The 25,742-nt window shown below is 42.6% G+C and carries 24 protein-coding genes and 1 riboswitch; of the genes, 16 read left to right on the forward strand and 8 right to left on the reverse strand.

Annotation, left to right across the window (positions count from 1 at the left end):
* Positions 1–172 precede the first annotated feature (172 nt).
* A riboswitch (SAM riboswitch) is annotated at positions 173–284 on the forward strand.
* A 78-nt stretch (positions 285–362) separates the two neighbouring features.
* On the forward strand, positions 363–1,412 hold the full coding sequence (locus ACTWPX_RS08275; protein ID WP_443119315.1) for a homocysteine S-methyltransferase family protein: 1,050 nt from the start codon (positions 363–365) through the stop codon (positions 1,410–1,412).
* A 130-nt stretch (positions 1,413–1,542) separates the two neighbouring features.
* Here the strand turns inward: ACTWPX_RS08275 and ACTWPX_RS08280 are convergent, their stop codons facing one another.
* Positions 1,543–1,806: a hypothetical protein gene (locus ACTWPX_RS08280; RefSeq protein WP_443119316.1), complete on the reverse strand. Its 264-nt coding sequence runs from the start codon at positions 1,804–1,806 to the stop codon at positions 1,543–1,545.
* Between the two features lie 224 nt (positions 1,807–2,030).
* Complete coding sequence (locus ACTWPX_RS08285) at positions 2,031–2,855, reverse strand: CAP domain-containing protein (protein WP_443119317.1); 825 nt, start codon at positions 2,853–2,855, stop codon at positions 2,031–2,033.
* A 416-nt stretch (positions 2,856–3,271) separates the two neighbouring features.
* On the opposite strand from ACTWPX_RS08285, the gene ACTWPX_RS08290 reads away from it, so the two are divergent.
* On the forward strand, positions 3,272–4,624 hold the full coding sequence (locus ACTWPX_RS08290; protein WP_443119318.1) for a tetratricopeptide repeat protein: 1,353 nt from the start codon (positions 3,272–3,274) through the stop codon (positions 4,622–4,624).
* Positions 4,625–4,733: 109 nt separating this feature from the next.
* A complete protein-coding gene (locus ACTWPX_RS08295) occupies positions 4,734–5,501 on the forward strand; it encodes an ion transporter (RefSeq protein WP_443119319.1) in 768 nt (255 codons plus the stop codon).
* 322 nt (positions 5,502–5,823) lie between these two features.
* Here the strand turns inward: ACTWPX_RS08295 and ACTWPX_RS08300 are convergent, their stop codons facing one another.
* Together ACTWPX_RS08300 and ACTWPX_RS08305 are read right to left on the reverse strand one after the other, a co-directional pair.
* Complete coding sequence (locus ACTWPX_RS08300; RefSeq protein ID WP_443119320.1) at positions 5,824–7,155, reverse strand: short-chain fatty acid transporter; 1,332 nt, start codon at positions 7,153–7,155, stop codon at positions 5,824–5,826.
* A gap of 306 nt (positions 7,156–7,461) precedes the next feature.
* Positions 7,462–8,595: a zinc-dependent alcohol dehydrogenase gene (locus ACTWPX_RS08305; protein WP_443119321.1), complete on the reverse strand. Its 1,134-nt coding sequence runs from the start codon at positions 8,593–8,595 to the stop codon at positions 7,462–7,464.
* A 256-nt stretch (positions 8,596–8,851) separates the two neighbouring features.
* On the opposite strand from ACTWPX_RS08305, the gene ACTWPX_RS08310 reads away from it, so the two are divergent.
* The 12 genes from ACTWPX_RS08310 (at position 8,852) to ACTWPX_RS08365 (ending at position 22,005) form a co-directional block, all read left to right on the forward strand.
* Positions 8,852–9,226, forward strand: a complete 375-nt coding sequence (locus ACTWPX_RS08310; protein ID WP_443119322.1) for a GntR family transcriptional regulator — start codon at positions 8,852–8,854, stop codon at positions 9,224–9,226.
* Entirely contained in the window at positions 9,226–10,143 is a 918-nt protein-coding gene (locus ACTWPX_RS08315; protein ID WP_443119323.1) for an ABC transporter ATP-binding protein, read from the forward strand. The genes ACTWPX_RS08310 and ACTWPX_RS08315 overlap by 1 nt, the downstream gene beginning before the upstream one ends.
* Positions 10,115–10,861, forward strand: coding sequence for a hypothetical protein (locus ACTWPX_RS08320; protein WP_443119324.1), 747 nt, complete (start codon positions 10,115–10,117; stop codon positions 10,859–10,861). Before ACTWPX_RS08315 ends, ACTWPX_RS08320 begins: the two co-directional genes overlap by 29 nt.
* A complete protein-coding gene (locus ACTWPX_RS08325; RefSeq protein ID WP_443119325.1) occupies positions 10,858–11,547 on the forward strand; it encodes a hypothetical protein in 690 nt (229 codons plus the stop codon). Before ACTWPX_RS08320 ends, ACTWPX_RS08325 begins: the two co-directional genes overlap by 4 nt.
* 208 nt (positions 11,548–11,755) lie before the next feature.
* A complete protein-coding gene (locus ACTWPX_RS08330; protein ID WP_128524266.1) occupies positions 11,756–12,577 on the forward strand; it encodes an ABC transporter permease in 822 nt (273 codons plus the stop codon).
* A gap of 21 nt (positions 12,578–12,598) precedes the next feature.
* Positions 12,599–13,372 (forward strand): ABC transporter ATP-binding protein, encoded by a 774-nt coding sequence (locus ACTWPX_RS08335; protein WP_241655952.1) that lies wholly within the window; start codon positions 12,599–12,601, stop codon positions 13,370–13,372.
* A gap of 18 nt (positions 13,373–13,390) precedes the next feature.
* Entirely contained in the window at positions 13,391–14,470 is a 1,080-nt protein-coding gene (locus tag ACTWPX_RS08340) for an ABC transporter substrate-binding protein (RefSeq protein ID WP_443119326.1), read from the forward strand.
* 376 nt (positions 14,471–14,846) lie between these two features.
* Positions 14,847–16,958, forward strand: a complete 2,112-nt coding sequence (locus ACTWPX_RS08345; RefSeq protein ID WP_443119327.1) for a glycoside hydrolase family 3 N-terminal domain-containing protein — start codon at positions 14,847–14,849, stop codon at positions 16,956–16,958.
* A gap of 209 nt (positions 16,959–17,167) precedes the next feature.
* Positions 17,168–18,412: an exo-beta-N-acetylmuramidase NamZ family protein gene (locus tag ACTWPX_RS08350; protein ID WP_443119516.1), complete on the forward strand. Its 1,245-nt coding sequence runs from the start codon at positions 17,168–17,170 to the stop codon at positions 18,410–18,412.
* Positions 18,413–18,605: 193 nt separating this feature from the next.
* Entirely contained in the window at positions 18,606–20,252 is a 1,647-nt protein-coding gene (locus ACTWPX_RS08355; protein ID WP_443119328.1) for an SLC13 family permease, read from the forward strand.
* A 16-nt stretch (positions 20,253–20,268) separates the two neighbouring features.
* Positions 20,269–21,462, forward strand: coding sequence for an MFS transporter (locus ACTWPX_RS08360; protein ID WP_443119329.1), 1,194 nt, complete (start codon positions 20,269–20,271; stop codon positions 21,460–21,462).
* A gap of 225 nt (positions 21,463–21,687) precedes the next feature.
* Positions 21,688–22,005, forward strand: coding sequence for a CHY zinc finger protein (locus tag ACTWPX_RS08365; RefSeq protein WP_443119330.1), 318 nt, complete (start codon positions 21,688–21,690; stop codon positions 22,003–22,005).
* Positions 22,006–22,196: 191 nt separating this feature from the next.
* Here the strand turns inward: ACTWPX_RS08365 and ACTWPX_RS08370 are convergent, their stop codons facing one another.
* The 3 genes from ACTWPX_RS08370 to ACTWPX_RS08380 form a co-directional block, all read right to left on the reverse strand.
* The gene (locus ACTWPX_RS08370; RefSeq protein ID WP_443119331.1) at positions 22,197–22,727 is read right to left on the reverse strand and encodes a YceI family protein; all 531 of its coding nucleotides are present in this window, start codon (positions 22,725–22,727) and stop codon (positions 22,197–22,199) included.
* A 222-nt stretch (positions 22,728–22,949) separates the two neighbouring features.
* Complete coding sequence (locus tag ACTWPX_RS08375) at positions 22,950–23,252, reverse strand: MerR family transcriptional regulator (protein WP_128524251.1); 303 nt, start codon at positions 23,250–23,252, stop codon at positions 22,950–22,952.
* 29 nt (positions 23,253–23,281) lie between these two features.
* Complete coding sequence (locus ACTWPX_RS08380) at positions 23,282–23,404, reverse strand: Fur-regulated basic protein FbpA (protein WP_443119332.1); 123 nt, start codon at positions 23,402–23,404, stop codon at positions 23,282–23,284.
* A 665-nt stretch (positions 23,405–24,069) separates the two neighbouring features.
* Between ACTWPX_RS08380 and ACTWPX_RS08385 the strand changes: the two genes are divergently transcribed.
* Positions 24,070–25,128 carry an AI-2E family transporter gene (locus tag ACTWPX_RS08385; protein WP_443119333.1) on the forward strand — a complete coding sequence of 353 codons (1,059 nt, stop codon included), beginning with the start codon at positions 24,070–24,072 and terminating at the stop codon, positions 25,126–25,128.
* A 21-nt stretch (positions 25,129–25,149) separates the two neighbouring features.
* Here ACTWPX_RS08385 and ACTWPX_RS08390 read toward each other — a convergent pair whose 3' ends face one another.
* Positions 25,150–25,674 (reverse strand): DUF421 domain-containing protein, encoded by a 525-nt coding sequence (locus tag ACTWPX_RS08390; protein WP_443119334.1) that lies wholly within the window; start codon positions 25,672–25,674, stop codon positions 25,150–25,152.
* Positions 25,675–25,742: the final 68 nt, after the last annotated feature.

Consider the following 25,742-nt stretch of genomic DNA (forward strand, 5'->3'; position numbering starts at 1 on the left):
ATAAACGTGGGTGAGTCCATTTCATCCATATTTCCTAAACCAATCCATTACTGGTATGCAAATCCATAATGTCAGACCTTTGACCCTCTTTTCAGATTTATCAGAAAAATGATTGACATTTACCTGCGACCCCCTTTATAATTTCCAACAAGCTAAAAAAACTGAATGATTACTCTTATCCAGAGTGGCGGAGGGACTAGGCCCTGTGATGCCCGGCAACCTTTCAAGTTGACGCTTGATGATGGTGCCAATTCCTACAGACTACAATGTCTGGCAGATAAGAGAAGGACATAAGCAACTAAAACCCTTCTTCCTCTTGCCAGGAAGAAGGGTTTTTTAATTTTAAAAAAGGTGGGTTATTGATGAAGAGAAGTTTAGAGCAGCGTTTACAGGAAGGGCCAGTGGTGTGTGGAGAAGGATATTTATTTGAACTGGAAAGGCGCGGATATCTGCAAGCTGGTTCGTTTGTCCCGGAAGTGGCGCTTGACAATCCGCAAGCACTGAAGCAGACATATCGTGATTATATGCTTGCAGGGTCCGATGTCGTATTGGCTTTCACTTATAATGGTCACAGGGAGAAAATGCGCATCATCGGAAAAGAAGATTTGTTGGAGCCGCTGAACCGTCAGGCGATCCGGTTAGCTAAAGAAGTAGCAGCGGAGCATCCAGAAGAGGAAGCCCTTGTAGCTGGGAACGTTTCCAACACGAACCTGTTCGACCCGGACGATGAGGAATCGAAAGCGAATGTCCGAGGGATTTTTGCTGAAATGATAGGATGGTGCAAAGAGGAAGGTGTCGATTTTGTAAATGGAGAAACGTTCTATTACTATGAAGAAGCAAAAATCGCTTTAGAGGAAATACAGAGGCAAGGCTTACCGGCAGTCATCACACTGGGGCTGATGAGTGAAAATATTTTGCGCGATGGCTACACGGTTGAAGAGGCCTGTCGTTTATTAGAGAAGCAAGGGGCTCTAGTTGTAGGAATGAATTGCTTCCGCGGCCCGGCAACAATGCAGCCGTATATTGAACAGATTCGTCAAGAAGTGGAGGGGTATGTAGGGGCTTTGCCGATTCCATACCGCACCACAGAAGATCACCCGACGTTCTTCAACTTACCTGACGGGGGTTGTTCATGTTCACTGCCGACCGAAACGACCTTTCCGACATCGCTTGATCCGTTGTACTGTAACCGCTATGAACTTGCCGAATGGGCAGCGGAAGCGCAACAATCTGGTGTTAACTATATAGGTTTGTGTTGTGGTGCCTCGCCAAGTATGTTGCGAGAAGTCGCGGAAACGGTTGGAAGAAATACAGTGAACTCTGTTTATTCTCCGGACATGAAAAAACACTTCCTTTTCGGAACAGATGAGACGTTGAAAGGCCACAACACGGCTTACCGGACGAAAGCTTAATTAGCGCATCCCCACTGAAATCGTCGGAGATCCGATTAAGGACAAATAGTGACCGGTCTACAATAACAGAATGAACTGCAATGAAAAGGGGAGCGACTCAATGGAATGAGACGCTCCCCTTTTTCAATATTTATGCAAACTGCTGTAATTCACGGTACACCTGCTTTCCTTCATCATTCAGTACATGGCCGTTTCCGTGGCAGCGGCTGCATTCTTTTTCATAGCTTGTTTCTTCGATGGCTAGTTTCCATGCTATTGTGTCCTTTGCGTGGTTCGTACGCTGATAGTGGTCCATGATCATATTCGCCTTGCTATCATCGTACTCTTCATACGTTCCGGTTCCGTGGCAGAGGTGGCAGACGTTATAAAGATGGCTTACGGTTTGTGTATTCAAAAAGAACACTTCCTTTTGTTTTAATATAGATAAAGTATGATTGATTTTAGTGAATATTCAGACGAATTGCAATAGGTTTTCTACATATAAAAAAGAAAAAAAGTCATACGGTTGATTTTAGTAGAGTTTGAGCATCTAAGATCATCAATCATCATCTGGATTTTGTGTTTTTGAATAAAAAAATGCCACCGGAAATTCCGGTGGCATCTGAACTTCAATATCTATTATTTTCCTATGAACATTTGTGTCCAATAGTTGCCGTTCTCTGCATGGCCGACTCCGATGTGGGTGAAGTTAGGGTTCATGATGTTTTTACGGTGCCCTTCACTATTCATCCAGCCTTCTACTACTTGTTCAGGAGACGTTTGCCCCATCGCAATGTTCTCACCAGCCGTACGGTAATCGATTCCGTAAGCTTTCATCATGTCAAACGGAGATCCGTGGGTAGGGCTATTGTGAGAGAAATAATTATTTTGCTGCATGTCCAGAGACTTGTCTTTCGCTACGCCACTTAATTCTGTATCCAACTCTAGTGGAGCTAGACCTTGTTTCTCACGTTCTTGATTCGTCAATTCAACAACCTGTTTTTCAAATTCAGAAACCTCTGAAGCTGCTGCTTCTTCTTGCGTGTTTTCTTCTGGTTGTGCTTCTTCAGTTGACTCTTGTGGAGCTGGCTGTGCTTCAGGCTTTTCAGCTGGTGCTTCTTCTTTAGACTGCTCTTCAGCAGGTGCTTCTTGTTCAGCTGGAGCTTCTTCTTTAGACTGCTCTTCAGCAGGTGCTTCTTGTTCAGCTGGAGCTTCTGGAGGCTGCTGCTTCATTTGGAATTGTTCCAATAGAGATTGAATATCAGCCTGTTGAAGCTTGTTATTCTGAATTGAATCCTGGTTTTCATTTACCCAGTTAAGGATTTGTTCAGAATCTATTTGAATGGTTTTTGTATCCACTTCATAGTTTTGTTGCACATCTCCTGAAGATGCTAGAGATGTAGCTGGAGATGCAAGTAAGGATAGAGCGAGAGCTCCTGATACGATTAATGATTTCTTGATCATACTGAAAACTCCTCCTAGAAAATTTGTATTTTTGGAACGACTCTATCGTACCATCAGAATCTTGTAATATTGGAGGATATTTTTGGTATTGAAAGGATGGATTCTCTTACTTTTGAAGATTTAGAAAGGAAACTCACCATCATCTCTATAGTTGACCCTTTTTGTGGAAATCTCTTAATAGTTTGTCTGGGTGGAAGTATCATCCATCAAATAGAAAATTTACTAGAATAGAAGGGTTGACAGACTTTTTTCAATGGTATGTTTTTTACAAATGTAACATCAAAGTGACAAAGTTTGCAGACTTATAAAAGCGAACTCCCTTTTTGCAGCAGAATTCTGATGCAAAATCGATTACTTCTTGTTTAGGAGTAGATGAAGAGGTGTGATATAGTGGAGGAAAGAGGGAGGACGGTATTGTGAAATCAATTCAATTAATCAGCAACAAGCAAAAGAACCCCGAATGTGTGCAGCCTGAACGCGTCACTTTTTTCAAGCAAGGACAAGTGATGGAAGCCATAAATGAACACAATGAGATGTATTATCTTTTCTTCTATAAACAACAATTCCTTACGGCTGTCAAAACGAAAAGCCTCAAAAGATATTCTTATATTGCTCAAGCCTTCAGTGAAGGGGCCATTTATGAAGCTCCACATCCATTTATAGAAGCGCTTGTCACAGAGAATCAGCCCCTCCAAAAGCTCAGTTACCCTCAACTGATTAAAAAAATAGACCACAATCATACCAAACAAGAACAAGCTCATATCCTCACATTTTTTGAATCATTTATTCCGAAAAAGCAACTGTTCAAAGAGATAAAATCACTTTTCTATCAATACCGTCGTGAAGGGAAAATGTTCGCTGCTTATACGATTGTCCGCGAACTGAGGGATTTTGCACCGAAAAACAGCTTCGTCAAACAAGTCGGTAATGACCTTTCCTTCAGTAAGTTCCACACGATGTATGAAGAGGAATCACAGAAACTCACAGACCGTGACCCTCTTTTCGCGGAAGAGAATGCAAGCAATCACCTGAAAATATCGATTCTCGAGAATGAAAATCGCTGGATTGAAGCTGTTTCCATCCATATGAAAGAAATTTCAGTACATCCAACGAACGAGGGCTACCAAACGTTTATCAATGTAGTGAATCATCACTTTGATGAAAATAGCCATACCTGCCTTCTAGAGGAATTGTCCCGATCCCTCCCTTCCTTCGATCGGCTGACGGAAGATCTTTTCCAAAAATACATGCATACAAGACAACTTCATAAACTTTCAAAGTTGGTGACAGACCAAGGCGTCGAGCTCGATACCAGTCAGCTTCAAGCTTTATCTACCAACCTGCAAACATTCGATTTTACCGAACATCCAGAATCCATGAATGCACTTATGGAGCGAATTGTTGCCGCTCATCCGGAAAATGCAGAGCCTCTTTTAGAAAAATACGTAAAGGCATTGATGGAAACTCTTGAACTCGAAGACATTTCCAAACGCTTGGCTGGATTTCCACGGCACTTCAGTATTATCGAAAAAGTAGATAGGATGAATGGTATACGCGACGACCTTGATCAAATGCAGCAATTGGGCGAATGGTATTATGAATTGGAACAATTGGACAAAGCATTAGAATGCTTCCAGCTGGAAATGGAAATGAAACCGAGTGATCCTAAACCACTCCGTTGGCTCGCTCAAGTGTACCAGGATAAGAAAATGGTACATGAATCGAAAGCATACCAACAGTTATGCATTGATGTACAGAAGTGGGCTTAACCATGGAAGACCGATATTTAAAATCATTTAATGATAATTAGAGGAAATTCATTATAAAAGACGAGAGAATATTGAATGCTGCAACTCTTGGCTGTGGGAAAGTGGGGAAATGGGAATTAGTCTACATCATTTTGTTGAACATAAGCTTTTTTCACGTTTTATATTAGGGGTCATTTTAGTAAATGCTGTCCTGATCGGACTAGCAACAAATAACTCTCTCTACGAAAATTATCAATCTATATTTGTCTTCTTAGATGTGTTGATATTAGCCATTTTCACCATTGAAATCCTTGTAAAGCTGACCGTGTATCGTCAAAACTTTTTTAAAGATGGATGGAATGTCTTCGATTTTGTTATCGTGTTTGGAAGTTTGGTATTATATAACACTCATTTTGTAGGTGTTTTAAGGATTTTGAGAGTGTTACGGGTACTACGGACGATTTCTGTAGTCCCGTCTTTAAAAAGGTTGACCTCTGCATTGTTTATGGCGATACCAGCTATCGGTTCCGTGACCATACTGATGGGGATCATATTTTATGTTTACGCTATCATCGGTACAAGTTTTTTTGGAAAGCTTACGCCGGAGTATTTTGGAAATGTCGGGTTAAGTGCTTTGACTCTGTTCCAGGTTTTCACCCTTGAAAGCTGGGCGAGTGGAGTTTTCCGGCCTATCTTTGCGGAAATAGCCTGGTCATGGTTGTACTTCGTTTCATTTATTGTAGTTTCAACGTTTATAATTTTGAATTTAATTGTCGGTGAAATCGTCAACAATGCCCAGCAACTTTCCGAGCACGCGAAGGAAGAGAGTGAAGATATGCAAAAAATCATGGACGAATTGGATGAATTGAAAAAATTGATTAAGGGAAAGGAACAGTAAACGGGGCGAGGTCGAGAAACTGAAACAGAATTAATGAATGAAAAGAGACTGGGATAAAAGAATTTTCCCACTAGAGAACCCGGACGATTTTTTCGTTCGGGTTTTCTTTATGAAGTAATAATAGGATAATCCGCTTTCGGCAACATACTTCGCTATACGCGGACACGGTCTCAGCATCCTCTGAAAGCATAGACCGTTCTCTTCCGGGGACTTCGCCTCGTGCTCTGTTCCAGCAGGATTTTACGTATGTTGCCTACGCTCCATTTGATCCATTCTCCTCTATTGTCCGACTTTTCCAATGGAAGTTATCGTTTGAGGTACTCTAGTTCAAAAATAAAAGGGCTAAGGAAATCGGTATGAAACTCCAAATTAAGATAATGACACAAAAGCCCATAATGTCCTTCACTTTTAAACCAGCAATTGCGAGCAGAGGTAATGCCCAGAAAGGCTGAATCATATTGGTCCAGGCATCTCCCCATGCTACCGCCATAGCTGTTTTTGCTGTACTTACTCCAAGATCCAATGCTGCAGGAATCATAATCGGAGCTTGTACCGCCCATTGACCACCGCCGGAAGGGACGAAGAAGTTCACAATTCCAGCACTGATGAAAGCGAATAATGGAAAAGTGAATTCAGTGGAAACATTGACGAACCAGGTAGACATTTGTTCGGATAAACCTGAAGCGACCATCATTCCCATGATTCCTGCATAAAACGGAAATTGAATAATAATTCCACCCGCATTTTTAACCGCATCATTCACACTATTCAAGAAATTTCTAGGTGTTTTATGGAAGACGATACCTAGAAACAGGAAGATGAAGTTCACAATATTAATATTCAGATCAAATCCACTTTGAACAAAATGGTAGACAATGAAAGATAAACCTAATAGTCCTATGAATAATGAGGTGATCTTACTGTTTTCCAATCGTTCAGCAGGGGTCAAATCACTTGTCGTAGCGGCAAGCTGCTCTTCATCAGAATCGTCTTTTATGAAATCAAGATTGTTTTTACTTAAATCTCCATTAGACTTTAATAACCACAGGTTAAGTAATGGAAGGGTCAATAGTAAGACTAGAACAATAAATAGATTCATTCCACTGAAAAGTGTGTCTGAGATAGGAATAGAACCGATAGAATCTGAAAGAAAATGATACTCTGATGCGATTGTTAAAGGTATGGAACCTGAAAAACCGCCATGCCAAAGTAAAAAACCACTGTAAGCACTTGCCATCAGCAATCGATAATCTACGTTAGGCACACGCCTCGCTACATGGATAGCTAGCAAAGCGCCAACCACCAGGCCAAACCCATAGTTGATTAAACAAGCGATTGCAGCAACAAAAGACACTAATAAAATAGCCTGCCCAGGTGTTCTTGCCAACGTACTTAACTTCTGTAGAATTGATTTCACAAAGGGAGTGTTAGCCAATATGTATCCTGTGACGACAATCAATGACATTTGCATAGCAAAAGCTAAAAGATCCCAAAAGCCATTCCCCCAGAACTGTACCATCTGTACGGGTGAGCTTGCTGTGAAAAACACACCTAATCCGAATACAACTAACGTCAGGATGACAGCAAACAAAAAAGCATCCGGCAGATAACGCTGAATTAAACGATCAAAAAAACTGGTAATTCCTCGAAGCATACAGATCCTCCTCAATATGTAATCGCTTACAAAAAAATCTTGGATAAATTCTGGTTTTATTTTTTATGTATAAGGAATATTCTGACTATGATCAGTGTGTATTAAATACATGAAAAATGCAAGGTGAAAGACGAATGAGGGGGGATTTCTTCCTGTATATCCGAAGTTGAGAGAGTAGGATTGCTTTTCAAAAATATAGACTACGGTTTAATGCTATTGATGATATAGTACAGCTGATAAAATACGACATTTTGAACAATAAAAAGAACCAAGACGTGGATAAAACGACTTGGTTCTTTCATTGTTTTATGGTTTCAAGATAACTTTGATGTTTCCATCTTCTTTTTTATCAAAAATGTCATACCCTTTAGCTGCTTCCTCAAGTGGCATGCTGTGTGTAATGATATCGGTAGGGTCGAACTCATTGTTTTCAACCATGTCATAGAGCTTCGGCATCAGGTGAATGACAGGTGCTTGCCCCATTTTCAGCGATACGTTCCGAGAGAAAAAGTCACCGAGTGGGAAACCGTTCGCTTCAGTGCCATAAACGCCGGTCAGTTGCACTGTCCCGAATTTACGTACAGCCTGGGAAGCGGTTTTGATCGGACTGATGGTCCCGAACTGGTTATCGAAATCAGAACCGAATTCTTCCTCTTCTGGTACTGTTCCATCCATACCGACACAATCTATGACAACATCTGCGCCACCTTTCGTCTCTTCATGTAAAAGCGCACCGATGTCTTTTTCTTTTTTGAAGTTGAATGTCTCGACGTTGTTGGTCCGTTTGCCATGTTCAAGGCGGTGGTCAATCTGGTCAACACCGAGGACACGTTCAGCACCTTTCAGTTTAGCGAATTTCTGCGCCATTAATCCGATCGGTCCGCTACCTAGAATGACCACCGTGTCTCCTTGTTTGACGCCGCTGTGCTCGACACTCCAGTAAGCAGTAGGTATAACGTCGGATAAAAACATTACACTTTCGTCATCTAATTCACTTTGTTCAGGGACTTTAAAGGATGTGAAGTCTGCGTAAGGGACACGTAGGTATTCCGCTTGGCCCCCCGGGAAATTACCGAACATTTCCGTAAATCCGAAGAGTCCGCCTGGTTCTCCGTGCGGGTTGGATTCGTCGCATTGGCTTTCCATTTGGTTTTTACAGAAGAAGCATTCGCCACAACCGATATTGAAAGGGATGACGACACGGTCGCCTTTTTTCAGACTCTTCACATCTGGACCGACTTCCTCAACGATGCCCATCGGTTCGTGTCCGACGACATAGTCTTGAGAAGGCTCCATACCGCCTTTATAAAGATGCAGATCGGACCCGCAAATTCCAGAAGCAGTAATACGGACAATCATATCTCCATCTTCCTGGATTGTAGGAGTTTCGACTTCTTTAACAGTCATTTGCTCTTTTCCCTGATAAGTAACACCTTTCATGCTGTATCCTCCTTTTTTTACTTGTATGAGACATTTTCCTTTTGTTGGTCATTTGAAACGTGTTTTGGATCACGGAGGATACTGATACGCGGAAGTCGATTATTCAATATTTTGAGTATGGGGATTTCATGAGAATTCAAGCGAATATGCCCAGTCTAAATTTAAACTTAAATAGGAATAATCCTTGTCAAATCCTGGTTGGAGTAATATACTACATTACAACACTAATGCACCCATTCAGAGAGAAGGCGATACATTGATCCTCGATACAGATGGCATGAAACCGATCTATATCCAAATAGCAGAATGGATGGAGAGTGAGATTCTGCACGATAATTTCAGGCAGGATGAGAAAGTTCATTCCCAATACAAGCTCGCCGATATGTACAACATTAATCCAGCGACAGCGGCCAAGGGTCTGACTAAACTTGCAGAAGAGGGCATCCTTTATGACAAGCGTGGGATTGGTAAGTTCGTTTCTCACGCTGCGAAATCTATCATCTTGGATAAACGGAAAAATCAAACCTTGAAAAAAAAGATTAATGATCTCATTACTGAAGCGGGTCACCTTGAGATGTCCGAAGGAGAGGTCGTCGGGCTCGTTCGGGAAGCTTGGAAGGGAGAAGTGTGATGAAGGCAATCGAATGTAAGAGTTTAACGAAAACTTATAGGAGGAAAAAAGCGCTCAGCGACTTTACTGTTTCGATCGACGAAAACAAAGTTGTCGGTCTGGTCGGACGCAATGGGGCAGGAAAAACGACTTTCATGAAAATTTTAGCAGGGCTATTGAAAGAACAGTCCGGTACTGTAGAAGTGTATGGAAGGAGACCGTTCAACGATTTGTTCGTCTCAGCCAACACGATCTATATTGATGATGAGATGAATTTCCCTGCCCCACTCACCTTGAAAGAAATATTAGAAGAGGGGCGGCGCTTTTACCACAATTGGGACCATGAACTTGCCGGACGCTTATTCAAATACTTCGGGTTTCATCCGAAGCAGCGTCATAATGAATTGTCTAAAGGGTATGAAAGCACGTTTAACATGATTATTGGGCTAGCCTCACGTTCGCCACTGACAATCTTCGATGAGCCTACGACCGGTATGGACGCTGCGGTGCGGAAAGATTTTTACCGTGCCTTGTTGAAGGATTATTTGGCACACCCACGTACAATCCTCTTATCGACACATCATTTAGAAGAAATGGAAGATGTTCTGGAAGAAATCGTACTTATTGATAAAGGTGAACTTTATTGGCAAATGTCGATGGATGAGCTGAAAGAATACAGTATTGGTCTTGCTGGCAAGAAGGACGTACTGGAGCCTTGGGTTCAGAATCAGGAAGTTTTTTATACTCGGGAAACAGGCGTGGATGATCGATATATGGTTGTTGAGAATACGTTTAATGAATATGAACGGCAGCAAATGCAGCTGGCGGGCATCGGTTTGTCAGCTGTTTCAGCAAGTGATTTGTGTGTCTATGTGACCGATGAAAAAGGGAGAAAAGGAGGTGTGGACGATGTCTTTGATCGAAGTCCAGACCGCTGATATCGTAAAAAAACAATATAGTTACAAGTGGCGGGCGTATATTGGTGTGTTTACCTCACTGGTCATCATACAGCTGCTTGGTGTGTTGTTTTCACTGAATGGAACGGGTTCGAGAGGGAGAGGGACCACAGGTTATGATATTCGTATAGATTATTTCAACGCTGATATGGTGCTGATATTTACGATTTTCTGGGGATTCATAACCGCCTTCCTCTTAACGACTAAAGCTTACCGTGAGGATGATTTTGCCTTTGTAACCAATCGGGCGAGCAGTACTTTTTCAACTATTGCTTTCTTGTTCACCATTTGTGGAATCGGGGCCATTACAGCAATCCTGTCAGGCTACTTGCTGAAAGTGATCACTTACTTTTTCCTTCCTGGTGAGGAAATCTTCCTTGCTGGTGGAGCAGTAGGTCCGGGTGTGTTCATCATTGGTTTCCTTGCCACCACCTTGATAATCTTTCTGTTCAGCAGTATTGGATATTTGTCCGGCATGATTATCCAATGGAATAAAATGTTTGTCATCTTACTTCCCGTTATCGTGTTTGGAACCTTGATTTTACTAAGCAGAAGCGGGATGTCCGTAGATTCATTCGTTCTCAAATTCATTTTTCAAGAATCCAATTTTATTTTGTTTGTCATAAAGACAATTGCATCTACAACTATTTTTTACGCGATTGCCACCCTTATATCTAACCGGTTGGAGGTGAAACAATGATACTCAGCTTTTTACCTATCCTGATTATTCTAGTGGTTGTACTTATGCTTACTATTACTACGAGTAAAAGCGCAAAAGTCGGTTTATCACGTGGAAAGACTGGATGGTGGATGATGATAGGATACGTTGTCTTATTGTTAGCCTCAACCAGTATTTTTCTTTTGCTGCCGGTCGATCGAATCGATTCTCAAGAAGAGGGAAGTGTACCTGACACACAATCTGAACAGCTCTATACTCATCTGCAAGAAGGAAAAACGGAGCAGATTGATGAAGGACTCATTGTGGAGCAGTGGACGTTGGATTACGAGAGCGATGAACTGTTTTTATCAACACCCAGTAACGATGTGAATGGGGTGAACATTTTTGTAGAACATACAGAGGCGGTAGAAAACGCAGTCGAAGCGACATACTACCAAACGCCAATGAGTATCAACGGCATTGCAATCAAGCGACGCTACAAACCCAGGGTTGACTTATCAGAGGGTAAGCTTACCGTGTACCCGTCTGAAACGGTCCAAATAGAATATAAATTGTATGAAAAGGAATTCCCGTATAAGCAGTTCTCAGATGAAAAAAACTCCGGCGATATCGTGAGTGGCTGGAGCATATCCGCTTTATATATAAAAGTTCCTGAAAATGTTGAACTGGAAGCTGAAGCAAATACATTTGAAACAGTGAGACCATAAGAATCCAAAACGTCCAGAGTTGTAACTCTGGACGTTTTTATTGGTTTTCTAGATATTTTTTAAAGACGAGTCTTGATACCATGATAGCCATTGAGGTGAATTTCCCCACCTGCCTCGAACGAAAAAAGTTCTACCCTTTCCATAAATAAAGCAGTCTCTTTCACACAAATAGGCAGATGTACATAAATTAGCAAAGAGGTGGTGAAACATGAAAGAGCGTGAAAGGGAACTTGTTCACGATCCTTTACTAATTGAAAAAAAGGAATGGAAAAAAAGGCAGCTTCAACACCGGTTCAAACAAGTGTTGACCATTTCATCGCCAATCTTCATTTTATTGCTGTGGGAATTTTTATCACGCACGGGGTTGATTGACGCGCGTTTCTTCCCGCCACCGTCAGAGATTGTCGGTACCTTCTGGGCGATGGGAATGAGCGGCGAGTTGTTCGGTCATATCGGCATTTCGCTTTACCGTATTTTTGCAGGGTTTTTGCTTGGTGTGATTCCGGCGATTGTCCTCGGATTACTGATGGGGCTTTACTCACCAGTACGACACTTCTTATCGCCCCTTGTTATGGCGTTGATGCCAATTCCGACTCTTGCCTTATTGCCAATCATCATCATTTTATTTGGTGTCGGAGAAGTTTCCAAAATTGTCACCATTGCAGGAAGTGTATTTTTTCCCGTTATCATCAACACCGTTGCAGGAGTAATCAATATCGACCGGATTTATTTGGATGTTGCCAAAAATTACGGCGCCGATTCTAAGCAATTCTTTTTCAAGATAGCTCTGCCGGGCTCACTCCCAGTCATGTTGGAAGGGATTCAAATGGGGCAGGCAATTGCCTTACTCACTATTGTCGCAGCAGAAATGATGGGGGCGAATTCAGGAATAGGATACTTGATCTGGACCTCCTACAAAGCCTTCTTATTGAAAGAGATGTACGTCGGCCTTGTGCTCATATCTTTCTTTGGGTACCTGTTTTCCTTGATGCTGAGAGGTTTGCAAGCTAAGTTACTGCCATGGCGGTAAAGGATGGAAGGAGAGGATGGTATGGATCCGAAAATATCAATCAATGATTTGACGAAAGTTTTTTATAAAAAAGAAAGTCGAGTCACAGCGCTTGAGGGGATCTCACTCGATATTGCCGATGGGGAGTTCGTTTGTCTCGTTGGACCGAGTGGATGCGGGAAAACGACATTGCTCCGCATACTAGCAGAATTAGAGAAACCTAGTTCTGGAACGTTCGAGATAGCCCGCAGCCAAGCAGACCGCCCGCTCCAATCAATGGTCTTCCAAGAACGTGGAGTCATTCCATGGTTGACTGTTGAAGGGAATGTGAGCTTTGGCTTGAAGATGAGGCATTTGCCACATAATGAAATCAAGCAGCGTACGTCTTATTATTTGGAAAAAGTCGGCCTCGACCGCTTTGCTGAATTGTATCCGAAAGAGTTGTCCGGTGGGATGAAACAGCGCGTCAGTATCGCGCGCGCTTTTGCCAACGATCCGGAAATTTTGCTGATGGATGAACCATTCGCTGCTCTTGATGAACAGAATAAATTCATTTTGCAGGAAGAACTGCTCAATATTTGGTCAGAAACGAAGAAAACTGTGTTATTCATTACTCATAGCATAGATGAAGCCCTCCTACTTAGTGATCGTATCCTGTTAATGAGCTCCCAACCAGGGAAAATCATTGATGAAAAACGCATCAACCTGCCAAGGCCAAGGAACATGGAACAAGTTCGTGCAGATCCTGTTATGGCAGAACAATTTGTGGAGATTTGGAATCACCTTCAAGACGAAGTGCAACGATCAAGAAATTAGAAAGGGGAACGAATTCCCATGATAAAGAAAACTTTAGCTTTATTGTCTTTTTTATTTGTTGTTTTTGTTTTAGCGGGATGTGGAGCTAATGAGCAAAAAGAGGAGCAGAAAGAGTCGCAAAAAGCCCCATCCGGTGACCTGGCACCCCTTGAAGAAGAAGCCACCGTCGTCATAGCTGAAGATGGCGCTGCCTCAGGGGCAGGTTTTTATATTGCCGAAGAAAAAGGGTACTTTGATGATTACAACATCGATATCAAGTTCACGACATTCGCTAACAGTGACGATATGCTCCCGGCGCTCGCTGCTGGGGAAGTGGATATTGCGGGTGGCGTATCAACCGCTTCCTTTTTCAATGCGATTGCACAAGGCATTGACGTAAAAATAATTGCTGATAAAGGTCACTATTATGACGGTAACTCATACTTCAGTTTTGTTATCCGTGAAGATTTACAAGGTGAAATTAAGGATTACGCGGATTTGAAAGGGAAACGAATCGCTATTTCTTCTAAAAACGCAGTGGATGACTATATTTATCATCGTATGCTAGACCACGCAGGATTGAAGGAAGATGACGTTGAGCTCGTTCTCATGTCTGACTTTGGCAACATGCTCGCAGCTATGGGGAACAAATCAATCGATGCCGCTCTCCAAATTGAACCGTTGATCACCCAAGGGGAATCGGAAGGGCTGCATGTGCGTTTTGGGGATGCGACCGATTATGCGCCAGATGCACAAATCGCTATGGTCTTAGGTTCACCTTCGTTCGTTGAACAAGAAACGGATGTTTCCTTACGTTTCATGTCCGCTTACTTGAAAGGTGTACGTGATTACAACGATGCTTTCCTTCATGATGATGGACTTGACGAGGTTATTGATATCATGACCAAACACACAGCTTTGAAGGATCCTGAGATTTGGAAAAAAGTCGGTGTGACAGGGCTCGATCCGAATGGGGAAATGTTCGTGGATGATATTAAGAAGCAGTTTGAAATGTATGATGCGAACGGAGCGATCAGCGGAGACATTGACTTTAATGATGCCGTGGATACGTCGATGACCGAGAAAGTGTTAGAAATAATCGGTCGTTACGAAAAATAGAGAGGAATGAACCTCAATGAGGCTAAAAATCCACTTCTTCAGAGGAGTGGATTTTGTGCTTTTTTTACAGAATAATATGTAATTTTTGATATTTTATTTCAAAATGATTCCATTGTATTAGGAGTAAAGTTTTGGAAATGAAGGTTTTTTGTGTATATAGGGTCATAAGTGGTATAGACGACTAGAAGGTAAATGAGTTACGCTTGTTACTACAATGTGTAAACGCTTACATATGGGGCGGTGGTATTCAGAGTACAATGTCCACTGTTTTTCGCCAAGGTCATCTAAGTTAAAAGAGTTTGGAAAAGATGGGACGTTTTCCGTGTGGGTAAGCGCCCCGTCTTTTACAAATAGATATGACAAGGAGGAATGTTGAATGTACAGGAGTGGGAGATGGTTGCTCATTTTGATGCTCGCCCTTTGTTTAATGCTGCCTCATATGGTGCCAGAGTCGCAAGTAGCCGCGGCTGAAACATCGGGGGTTTCGGACATGATCATTTTGCAAAATGTCCCAGAGTCGGATGTGACGGTAGAAGGAGATACGTTCACACTTAGTGCCTTGAACGTGTATGAGGAAGGTCATTTCAAAAGAGTGGAGGAAGGAATCCAGTGGTCGTCTAAAAATCAAAATGTAGCCACAGTGGATAAAGGCGGTGTAGTTACGTTCACCGGGCAACCAGGGAGAACATGGATTTCTGTAAGTGACGGTGTTCATAAAGATAGGATTGCCTTAGATTATAAGCCGGTTCGTTCGGACCAAGGCAAGGGGAAACCGGAATTTAAACCGACAATCAAAAAAGGGAAGGGGGAACGGTACAATATTATTTCCCATGCTCTTGAAAACATGACAGTTGAAGAAAAAGTCGGACAAATGCTGATGCCGGACTTCCGTACGTGGGATGGAGAAGACGTAACGAGTATGCTTCCTGAAATCGAAGAACAGGTAGAAGAGTATCACCTCGGCGGAGTTATTTTGTTCCGGGAAAACGTCGTGACGACAGAGCAGACAGCTGAACTGGTTTCTGACTACCAAGCGGCAGCTGAAAAATTTGGTCTTTTAATGACAATTGACCAGGAAGGCGGCATCGTCACGCGCTTGCAATCAGGGACGGATATGCCTGGAAACATGGCCTTAGGCGCTACAAGATCCGAGGAAATCACCCGAAATGTAGGACGAGCGATCGGGGAAGAACTCTCAGCTCTTGGCATCAACATGAACCTCGCGCCTGTGATGGATGTGAACAATAATCCGGACAATCCTGTCATTGGGGTCCGCTCTTTCGGTGGGAACCCCGAGCTGGTTGGAGAAATGGGTGTCGCTTATACGACAGGGCTCCAGGAAACAGGTGTGGCAGCCACGGCTAAACATTTCCCAGGACATGGGGATACAGCGGTCGACTCCCACCTCGGATTGCCAGAAGTCCCTTATGATTTGGAGCGCTTAAAAGAAGTAGAATTGTATCCGTTCCAACAAGCGATGGATGCAGGAATCGATGCTATCATGACCGCTCACATCACATTCCCTGAAATTGATGATACACAAGTCACTTCGCAGAAAGACGGATCGCAAATCGCCTTGCCTGCTACTTTGTCTGAAAAAGTACTTACAGGATTGATGCGCGAGGATATGGGATATGATGGAGTGGTCATTACGGATGCTATGAATATGAACGCTATAGCCGACCACTTTGGCGCTGTTGATGCAGCTATTCGCGCTGTTAAGGCAGGCACAGACATTGTTCTCATGCCTGTTGGTTTAGAAGAAGTTGCGACTGGCTTGTATGATGCGGTTGACGAAGGTGAAGTGGCGATCGAGACAATCAACGATTCTGTCAATCGTATTCTGACACTGAAGTTGAATCGCGGTATCATACAATCGGAACAACCATTACCAGTTAATGAAAAAATTGAACAGGCACAGCAAATCGTCGGGTCTGAAGCTCATCAGCAAGTGGAAAAAGAAGCCTCTGAACGATCGATTACAATGGTGAAAAATGATGGTGTATTGCCACTTGATCGCATCCAGGAAGAGAAAGTGGTTGTGATCGGCAGTTCCTTTGTGGATTCGCTCGGTAATGCCATCATCAATGAACATCCTAATACAACGGTCATCGAAGCTACTTCCTATGACCAATTATCAGAAGATCAAATGCAAGAGATAGGTGAGGCAGATCAGATCATTTACAGCACCTACACATATAACGTATGGACACGCTCAGTGGATCATCCCCAAATGAGGATGATGGGCCGAATCATGCAAGAGACGGATACACCGATCATCGGTGTCGGTATCCGTAATCCTTATGACATCATGGCCTATCCGGAAGTCGATGCGTACTTGGCACAGTATGGTTTCAGAGACTCGAGTTTTGAAGCGACTGCTGCGACGATATTCGGGGATAACAACCCTACTGGACAACTTCCTGTCACGATTCCAGGGGGAAATGGAGAAGTTCTGTATGAGTATGGAACAGGCTTAAGCTATTAAATGAACAGACAGAGGTATCTGAAAATTCATATCGAAATATTGTACACGAGTTCAGGGGTGGTGGAGAAAGAGTTGCATTTACCGTCCAAGCGTATTAAGCCCCTACAAGTTATTCCAAGAGGTCTAATTAGTCACTCAGATTAACACAGAAATTAAAAAAGGGAGAGGTTTTTTTGAAAAAATGGTTAGTATTCGCTCTTGTACTCACGATGACATGGTCTACTTTCTCAGTCGTTTTTGCCGATCATAATGGCAATCCGGGCAAGCATAAAGGGCATGACAAGAAAAAGGAACAGCCTTTCAAGCTTGGTGTTGAGATCCTTTTAGATGAAGAGAAAGAGCTGATCGAAGGCAAGAAAGTCGGATTAATCACGAATCCAACAGGAATCGATCAGGATTTTAACAGTATTGTCGATGTGCTTCACGAAGATGACGACGTTGATTTAACAGCATTATATGGTCCGGAGCATGGGGTCCGTGGAAGTGCTCAGGCTGGAGATTATGTTGAATTTTATACTGATGAAAAGACAGGCCTTCCTGTATACAGCTTGTATGGTGAGACACGAAAGCCTACGCCGGAGATGCTGGAAGATATTGAGGTTCTTTTATTTGATATTCAAGATGTCGGCACTCGTTTCTATACGTACATCTACACGATGGCTTACGCGATGGAAGCTGCTGAAGAAAATGATATTCCTTTCATCGTCCTGGACCGTCCGAACCCGATTGGTGGGGAGAAAGTAGAAGGGCCTGTCCTGGATCCTGAATACAAATCTTTTGTTGGGAATTACCCGATTCCTCTCCGTCATGGAATGACAGTGGGAGAGCTGGCGAAGTTGTTCAACAAGGAATTTGATATCGGGGCGGATTTAACAGTTGTTGAAATGCAAGGTTGGGAGCGGAATATGGACTATGAAGATACAGGTATGTCCTTTGTCGCTCCATCCCCGAACATGCCGACAGTAGAAACGGCGTTTGTTTACCCAGGTGCAGCATTGATCGAAGGTACGAATGTATCTGAAGGGCGGGGGACGACCAAACCATTTGAATTGATAGGTGCTCCCTTTATTGATAGTACAGAACTGGCAGCGGAATTGAACGATCGGAACTTGCCAGGTGTGAAGTTCCGGGCCGCTTCATTCACTCCTTCATTTTCCAAGCATGCAGGTGAACTGGCTCATGGTGTTCAACTGCACATTATTGATCGGAAGGAATTCAATCCTGTGGAGACAGGCCTCAATCTCGTGAAAACGATCCATGACCTGTATCCGGAAGATTTCGCTTTCCGTTCTGAAAACAGTGCAGGAATTTCCTTTTTCGATTATTTGATCGGGAACGGATGGGTGCGTGAAGCCATAGAAAAAGGAACCCCTGTCGAAGAAATTCAAAAAGAATGGAAACATGAACTTAAAGACTTCAAAAAAGTAAGAAGTCAATACCTCCTTTACAAGTAAACTATCTTCCACCTCAGGTCATCCAGATTCTGGATGACCTGAGGTGGTTTTTATTTTCCATATAGAGGAATCATGTAAGTCTTATCTCTTATCTGAAAGCGTTTCTATTACAAACAATGATGAATTATGATAAAATTTGTAAATATTCATACAAATTCGACTATTTTAATACAAAGAAAGCGTGGGTGAACCTATGAATGATCAATCAACTTTAAAGACTTTTTGGCAGCGTCTCTGGGGTATGCATCACCAGGCCAAAGACCTGATGAAATTCATGGCTACTGGTGATTCGGAAAGGTCCAATCCATCAAATTCTAAAGAACAATCCGTCGAGGAGGGAAATGGTGGCCCATCATTCGACATGAGGCAAAAAATCGGACTGCTTTTAGGGCCGCTTTTATTTGTGCTAACGCTGATTTTTTTAGAAGCGGACGGGCTCTCTGATAGTGCTGTAGCGATATTAGCAAGCACGCTTTGGATAGCTACCTGGTGGATTACTGAAGCAGTGCCCATTCCTGCTACTTCATTGCTTCCGCTTATTCTCTTTCCTGTTACCGGAGGTCTTGAAGGGGGAGCGACCGCTTCTTCATACGGAGATAATACGATCTTTTTATTTATGGGCGGTTTCCTGATTGCATTAGCGATGCAAAAGTGGAACCTGCACAAAAGGATGGCATTGTTCATTATTGCCTCTGTAGGAACGAGTACCGAGCAAATCGTGCTCGGTTTCATGGTAGCTACCGGGTCGCTTTCCATGTGGATTTCCAATACAGCGACAGCGATGATGATGGTACCGATCGGGATGGCGGTCATATATCAAGCATCTGAACAGTTGAAGAAAAAGGGGGAAACTGTTGATCATTCTGACTTCCACTTTGGCAAGGCTGTCATGCTCGGGATCGCCTACAGTGCCTCCATCGGTGGTTTAGCCACATTGATTGGTACGCCTCCTAATACGATATTCAAAGGAGTGGTTGAGCAGACATATGGCATAGAAGTAACGTTTGCCGGCTGGATGGCATTCGGAGTCCCTCTGGCAGTTATCTTCTTAGCAATAGCCTGGTTTTATCTAGTGAAAATGGCATACCCTATGAGAATTAAAGAGCTTCCAGGTGGGCGTAAGGTCATCAGAGAAGAACGTCAATCTTTAGGGGTGATGTCCTCAGAAGAAAAAATCGTCATGACTGTGTTCTCTATTACTGCACTTGCGTGGATTTCAAGGTCATTCATTTTAGTGGAAATCAATGAAAATATTAATGACACGATGATTGCCATGACTGCTGCCGTGCTTTTATTTCTGATTCCTTCCAAAAACAAAAAAGGGGATTTCCTTCTCGACTGGGACACAGCCAAGGGACTACCATGGGGGATTTTACTTCTTTTTGGTGCTGGATTAGCGATTGCCACTGGCTTCCAGGAAACTGGGCTTGCTGAATGGATAGGAAACCAGCTTACGATATTAGAAGGGGTCAATCTGATTCTCATTGTCGTAATAGTGGCAACGCTTGTCATTTTCTTAACAGAGATTACATCCAATACAGCGACAGCGACTATGATGTTCCCGATTATGGCCTCTCTTGCAAGCGCCCTCTCTGTACACCCGTATAGTCTGATGATCGCTGCAGGAGTAGCAGCTAGTTGTGCTTTCATGCTTCCCGTTGCGACGCCGCCCAACGCTGTTGTTTTCGGTTCCGGTTACTTAAGAATTCCAGACATGGCGAAAGCTGGATTTCTACTGAATGTAATCGCTGTTATTCTCGTTACGCTTGCCATCTATTTTTATTTACCTCTAGTATGGGATATCGATTTAACGTCGTTCCCAGAAAGGTTCAATCAATAAATAAAGGATGATCAGAATGGAAGCGAATTGCGAAAACGTTACACCCTACACACCGGACGAAATGAGTTTTTGGCGTGTAACCATTGCATTGATGCTCGCTTCCTTATCCGTTTTCTCAACACTTTATGTTTTCCAGCCACTGCTCCCCGTTTTTACGAGTCAGCTGAACATTTCAGCAACAGAAGCAAGCTTTCTTATGTCCGCTTGCGTACTGGCCATGGTGGCGGGTCTTTTCGTGTTAGGCTTCGTTGCCGATCGTTATGGACGCTCCCTTGTCATGAAAGGGTCCCTGATTATCACAGCCTTGTCCTTACTTGTCATTCCTTTCACACCTTCCTTTGAGTGGATGGTGACTTTCAGAGTGATACAAGGTTTCTTTCTAGCTGGGATTCCGGCTGCTGCCATGGGTTATTTGGGAGAGGAAATGGCGCATAAACACTTAGGTCTTGCCATGACTTTGTATATTTCGAGCAATGCTCTTGGAGGGATGGGAGGACGAATTGTCGGTGGTTATATGACCGATTTTTTCGACTGGAGAGTCACCCTATGGTCTTTTGCTGGATTCAGCTTAATTGCCACCTTCTCATTTATGTTTATGCTTCCTGAGGAGCGATTTTTCAGGGAAACAGATCAGCGTATAGTTGAGGATCTGCAAGGAATGCTTGTGCACTTAAAAAACGCCTATATGCTCGCGTTGTTTTTGCTGGGAGTTTTGCTGCAAATTGTATTTACAGCTATCTGGACTTATGTACCTTTCTACTTACAAGAAGAGCCATTCACATGGTCCTTGAAATGGATAGCGCTCACATACTCTGCCTACATCTTCGGTGTTTTGGCGCCACCTATAGCCGGGAGATTCTCAGATGCTTTCGGTTTGAAAAAAGTCATGTTTACAGGCGTCATTCTGCTGATCATCGGAGTAATGTTGACCTCTATTTCATCCGGGACACTGATTCTGTCCGGGTTATCTTTAATTTGTATGGGGTTCTTTGTCGCTCACTCAATGGCAGCAGCGCTTGTAAGCAAATCTGCGACACACCACCGGAGCGGGGCCTCAGGATTCTATTTAATCAGTTACTATATCGGTGTCGCCATCGGCAGTACAGCCGTAGGCACCTTATGGGAACAATTTCAATGGAACGGAGTAATCAGTGTAACTTTCTTGTTAATCATTCTTTTCCTCTTACACCCCTTGTACAAAGGTGAATGAACCATTCTCTTATTTTCCTTTCCCTTCGTTTTCCTCAGGTCATCCAGATTCTGGATGACTTGAGGTGTCTATTTTTGGAAGGGGATGAAATGTTATAATAGTAGGAATTATGTAAGTGGATTCATCTTAGTCGTTTAACCTTAATTAAAAAGAGAGTTTAATAGGAATGAAATAGGGCCGATAAGAATTTGAGTGAAAGCTCTTTAAATTATGGGGGGAGTTCTTATGAATCTTCATGTCAAAGGTACAGCAGTTGACCCACAAACCCGATGTGCTCATTACAATACCGAAGTGGACATCATCGCGATCAAGTTCCACTGCTGTCAGGAGTATTACGCCTGCTACTATTGCCATCAGGATCATGCTGATCATCCTCCTACAAAGTGGCCTCAGGAAAAGTGGAATCAACAAGGTATTTTATGTGGAAATTGTCAGCATGAATTAACGATTCAAGAGTATATGGAAGTGAGAGGTTGCCCGAAATGCCATCACACATTCAATGAAAGATGCAGCCTGCATCACCCGCTTTATTTCAATATTTAAGCGGCCGATTATGTTGGAATTGGACGTTTTCAACCACAAAATAATAATGTGAATTTATCGTGGGATTGGCATGACGTTATGAAATTGATTGTTTACCAAATATGAACCAGGGAATCTGCCACTAGAAGAAAAACAGCTGAGCTCATGTAATATGAGCTCAGCTGTTTTTCTTATGGGATGGATTTTTTCGTTTACTGCTCTACGACGAATTCAAAGTTTCCTTCGAATTTAACATCCTTTCCTAACAACATACCGCCTGTTTCGATGGCGGCATTGTATGTCATACCGTACGCTTCACGGTTGATTTTTCCGGTGACATCAAAACCGGCTATTGTGCTGCCGTCCAGCGGGCTTTTGGAAGTTCCGTTGTACTCGACGGTGAAAGTTTCTTCGTTCGTCACACCTTTGATTGTAAAATCTCCTGTCACTTCGTATTCTTCGTCAGAGATTTTTTTAATGGATTTACTTTCGAACACGAGATGCGGGTGTTTCTCTGCTTCAAAAAAGTCACCTGAACGGAGATGCCCATCGCGTTGTTCGTTCCTTGTATTGATAGAAGTGACTGGGATGGATACTGTAACCTGGGCAGAAGTAAGGTCATTTATGTCGCCAGCGAACTGAACGTCAAACTTCTGAAATTCACCTTTTGCCTTGGAAACCATCATGTGTTTGATTTGAAAATTAAGACTGCTGTGAACTTGGTCTAATACTAATTTAGTCATAAAAAAACTCCCCCTGTATATATTTATTTTGGATTCTAAATAAAATAATACTCTCTATTTATTTCGAAGTCAAGATATATTAATTGAAAGTATTTAGCAGACACCTATCAAGTGCTTCCGAATTTCCGATTGGTCCTAATGATTGCGTTATGCAGGGAATAGGAGATATAAAAAAGCCCTAGACCTAGGGGTGTCTGAGGGCTGCCTGAACAGATGAGGAATTTATTTATTCAATTTGAAGTGGGCGTTCAATTGACCGCGCAACATTCTTTCCATTACTTTTCCTTTGTTAGATCCTAAAAGATCTTTCCTTATTTCATACGTCTGGACGCCTTCTTCCCGTTTATCTGCAATTTGCATAAGCATCTCGACATCGGAAAATGAATACTTCCGTGTTCCTCTTTTCGTCCTCTCTGGATAAATCAATTGTCTTTCTTCGTAATAGCGGATCTGTCTCAGGGACAAACCGGTTAATTCGTTGACGGTTCCTATAGAGATAACCTTTTTGTTCTTATATGATGACATCACTTCTCCTCCTTAAAGATACTTGAGTCTTAAGGGCGGTGAATCCGTTCAACTAAGGTCTCTAATTCAGTCAATGTAAGGGAGCGGAGCGCCTTGTCGGAATGATGATACATTCCTGAATCGATGAGTTTTTTAATGTAATGTTCTTTCATACTTTTTACAGCGATTCTTAAGTGGTTTTTTATGGTATTTCACTCCCGTTTTATTGTAGTGAATTCGGTGATTAGCACGACTGGTGTTTACCTCCTATTTGATGTATTGACTATAGAATAATGGAATCGAAGCTTGATGTCACTATTTATGTTAGGAAATCTAACATAAATATTTTAATATGTCATGATTCCTGACATGAAGTTAATCTTGTTCCATTGCCCGCATACTATTATTTTCAGACTATTTGTTAGAGTATATAGAGAAATAAGGGAGTTGGGTTTTGGGAAAAAGGGGCCGGAAAAGTAGCGACCCTGAGAATGACAGGTCCATTGGATAACATTTCGTTGCCAATTCTTACTATGATTTTGCTTGGTTGAATAAGGAAAAGAAGAATCTCGTTTCACATATTGGTGTGGCAGGAAGTAGAAAATAATATGCACTCCGTTATGCAGTACGACATAATTATCGCACCGCAGATTTTTCTGTCTGGGAAACGGTTGGTCAATAACCTGTACCTCCAGCTGCATCCTCTCCAGTGTAGTAATTAACCCCCTTCGCTGGATTAAATAAGTGTGTCGTGGCCGGATAGGACGGTTCGCTTTTGTTATTTCGGTTTAATCCTTGGTGAAAAAGTGAATGAATGGGGTATAGGTGGTGAAATTAAATGTGGATCAAACACTCATTCTTCAAATACATAACAGCGGCAATCCTCATCTTGATTCTATATTATTTCCTGGAAAAATTGGAACTGCTGCAACCGGTTAAAACGATTATTGGTACGCTGTTCTATCCATTGTTGATCGCGGGATTTCTTTTCTATATATTAAGGCCTGTTGTTCATTGGATCGCTAAGGTGGTTCCTTTGCCTGTTGCGATTTTAGCAGTGTATGCGGCTATAGGGGGTATTCTTTACGGTGCATTCCGGCTGTTGGCAGGAACAATTCAAAAGCAAGTAAGCAATATTTCTCGACTCCCTGATAAATTAAAACAAACAGCTGAAGAAGCGAGTAAAAAAATCGAGGAAAACGATATGGGGGTAGTGTCCGCGGTATCTATACGTCAACGAGTGACGGAATACTTCGGGAACCTCACTACGAAAATCGGTGAACATATGACAGAGGTATTTTCTACGATTGCCGGGGCTACGACGGTTTTGGTCATCGTACCCTTTGTTTTATTTTTCCTCCTGAAAGATGGCCATAAGTTGATCCCTTTCTTGAAACGGGCCTTACCTAGTAAGCATAAGCCTAGAGGCGAAAAGCTGTTGCAGGACCTAGATTATATGGTATCATCCTACATCGTCGGTCAAGTGACTATCGCAGCGGTGGATGGGGTGCTGACGTATATCGGTTATGTGTTGATTGGACTGGACTATGCTTTACTGTTAGGTATATTAGTGCTTTTCACTTGTGTCATTCCATTTGTCGGCCCCGTGATTGGTGCGATTCCAGCCATAGTAATCGCGCTGATGCAGGCACCATCCATGGCGATTTACGTAATCATTATCTTTATCGTCGTTCAACAATTGGAAAGCAACCTTGTCGCTCCGTTTGTATTTGGAGAGCGTTTAGATATTCATCCTTTGACTGTCATTCTTTTGCTCGTTGTAGCTGCCCCTTTATATGGGGTGGTAGGAATGATTGTTGCTGTACCTACCTACTCCGTACTGAAGGTGCTGGCAAAGCATATATATCAGTTTTATCGATTGTACCATCCAACGTGAGGTGAACCCATGGGGTTCACCTCATTTTTTTGGTGCTTGCATTCCATCCACGTCCTTTAAAGAACTATCTCCGGGATCGGTCTCTTTCGTAATTACTGAAAACGACCCATCTGTTTCAAGTACTACCGCTTTCACTCGCCCTAGCGAATACACTCCTTGTGATCGGATCGCCTGCCTGATCTCATCTGCTTTCACACGCTCCTTTTTCATAGCTGTTTCCACCATCTCCCCCTGGTACATTAGCAATTGCGGTTCGCCTTTTACAAAAGAAGTGAATGTTTTTGAACGCACCTCCAGCCATGTTACAGCGTATTGAAGAAAGATAAGGGAGGATAACGCAGCGACCCCATCCAGCCATTTGACTTGACTCGATAAAAGGATAGTAGCAACGGTCGATCCTATAGCTACAGTAATAACCAAGTCAAACATGTTCATTTTTGATAATGTTCGCTTTCCTGAAATTCTTAATAGCAAAATAACGGCAGGATAAATGAGCAGCGCCATCATAATTATTTTGAAAACACTTATCCAACTATCAAAAAGCATTTTATTCTCTCCTCTATTGGTATGTGAGTAACGAATAACGCTCAGAGCCTTTGCCCTGAGCGCCTCGT

The sequence above is a fragment of the Halobacillus sp. H74 genome (assembly GCF_052246715.1).
In the GTDB taxonomy this organism is placed as follows: domain Bacteria; phylum Bacillota; class Bacilli; order Bacillales; family Halobacillaceae; genus Halobacillus; species Halobacillus litoralis_A.